The following is a 1923-nucleotide window of genomic DNA, read 5'->3' on the forward strand; positions in this document are numbered from 1 at the left end:
GTGTACCACGCCGGACGGTCGTGCGATGACCCTGTTGACGATCGGCGAGCCCGCCGAAAATAAGAAATCGTGCTGGCTAATCGCCCGCCAACATCCCGGCGAGTCGATGGCCGAGTGGTGGATGGAAGGGTTCATCGAGCGAATGACCGACCCGGAAAACGCGGTGACGCGCGCGTTGCTCGAGCAAACCGTCATGTATGTCGTACCCAATATGAATCCCGACGGCAGCGTACGCGGCCACCTGCGCTGTAACGCCAACGGCGTGAATCTCAATCGCGCCTGGAAAGAGCCCGATGAGACTCAGTCTCCGGAGGTGTTCTTCGTCCGCCAGCGCATGCACGAGACCGGTGTCGACTTTTTCTTCGACGTGCACGGTGATGAAGCATTGCCCTACAACTTTGTTGCCGGCGCCGAAGGTACGCCGTCCTGGACCGAGACGATGAACGACGAGCTGCAGACGTTTAAGCGTACGCTCGCCAACATTACGCCCGACTTTCAAACCGAGTTCGGTTATCCGATTTCGGCACCCGGAAGCTCCGATTTGCGCAAAGCGACCGACTACGTTGCCGAGTCATTTGGCTGTCTCGCGATGACACTGGAAATGCCATTCAAAGACGCGGCCAATCAACCCATGCCGGAGATCGGCTGGTCGCCGGGGCGCTGCCAACAGCTTGGCGCATCCTGCATCGACGCGATGTGGCAGACGTTCGACAGTTGGAGCGCAAGACAGTAAGACCTGACGTCCTGCGGATCCATCTTTACATACCCAAACCGAGAGAATAGCGAGTGAAATCACCGATACTTATGATTGCCACATTGTTATGTGCTGGCTGCGCTTCAAACTACGCGAGTGTGCCAATTGATGAACCGCACGCCACGATCACGTTTCAAAGAAACATCGAGGGCGTTAAAGCTGATGACAACGACCCACTGCAAGCCTATGCGGTGATGGATAATCCTCAGTGCGATAATTATCAATACACGGCCGGATTCTCTTTCAATAGCCAGTTCATAGAGACCGCGCGTTTTTCCGGCGATAAGAAGCATCATTTTCATATGCATTCGGTCCCCAACCAGAACATTTACGGACCGTGGTGTTGGTCCTATCTAGGGTTCTATGTGGAAAACGGCCGCGATTACGTGGTCATGCACGAATCTTGTTCACCGGTGGTCTACGACACCACCGGCGATGAATGGCAGCGGATTAACGATGTGGACGTGATCAACGGATTCGAGTGTCCGGCCAAATAATCTTGGTGGAGTGAATTAAGTGAGGCTAAAACAACCACTACTTCTGTCATTGGTCATGGCGCTATTAGGTGCCTGTGCAACCGATCCACGCAATGCCCATCAAATGGAGTTCGAGGAGGCATTGAACTTCGAAGATCGCGCGCTTGCGCGGTATCTCTCGGCTAACCTCGAACTCGCTGATCTCAACGATGAAGAGATCACCGTTCGTCTGAATCAAGCTCTCAATGATGTCACCACGATCGTGAAACAAACCGGCCACGGCATCTATGTTGAGTACACCGCTCCGGATGGGCGGCTTTTTATGTGGTATCCGAATAACTTCGGCGTTGTAGCCGGCACCTGGGGAATTTCCGACGAGTTTTCACCCCCGCGGGCTTGTTTTAAGTACTTCAATGCGGCCCATGGTGTGACCGGTGAGTACGAACCGAACGAGTGCGTACCGACCGAACAAATTTTGGGTGAAGCCTACGTTATCGACAAACGAGACGGCGATGTCTTTGAACTAAGCAGCAAGGGCATTCCCTATTCAAAGTCGGCCGGCAATTTGCCACCTTGGCCGGAAGACTGGGCCAAGTTTGAGTCCCAATGAGTAATGGATCTCACTCGAACAGTCGCGACGGTCGTGTTCTTGTGACGATACTGCTTGCGCCCATCTAGCGAGGCGTCGCGAAA

3 protein-coding genes are annotated in these 1923 nt (G+C 54.0%); all 3 read left to right on the plus strand.

Features of this window, described 5'->3' with window-relative positions; genetic code table 11:
* Positions 1-733, plus strand: a 733-nt coding sequence (locus tag AAF465_17485) for a carboxypeptidase family protein (GenBank protein MEM7084515.1), incomplete at its 5' end; no start/stop codon positions are given.
* Positions 734-786: 53 nt separating this feature from the next.
* Positions 787-1251, plus strand: coding sequence for a hypothetical protein (locus AAF465_17490; protein MEM7084516.1), 465 nt, complete (start codon positions 787-789; stop codon positions 1249-1251).
* Between the two features lie 19 nt (positions 1252-1270).
* Complete coding sequence (locus AAF465_17495; protein MEM7084517.1) at positions 1271-1840, plus strand: hypothetical protein; 570 nt, start codon at positions 1271-1273, stop codon at positions 1838-1840.
* Positions 1841-1923: the final 83 nt, after the last annotated feature.

The sequence above is a fragment of the Pseudomonadota bacterium genome (genome assembly GCA_039028935.1).
Classification (GTDB): domain Bacteria; phylum Pseudomonadota; class Gammaproteobacteria; order Steroidobacterales; family SZUA-146; genus SZUA-146.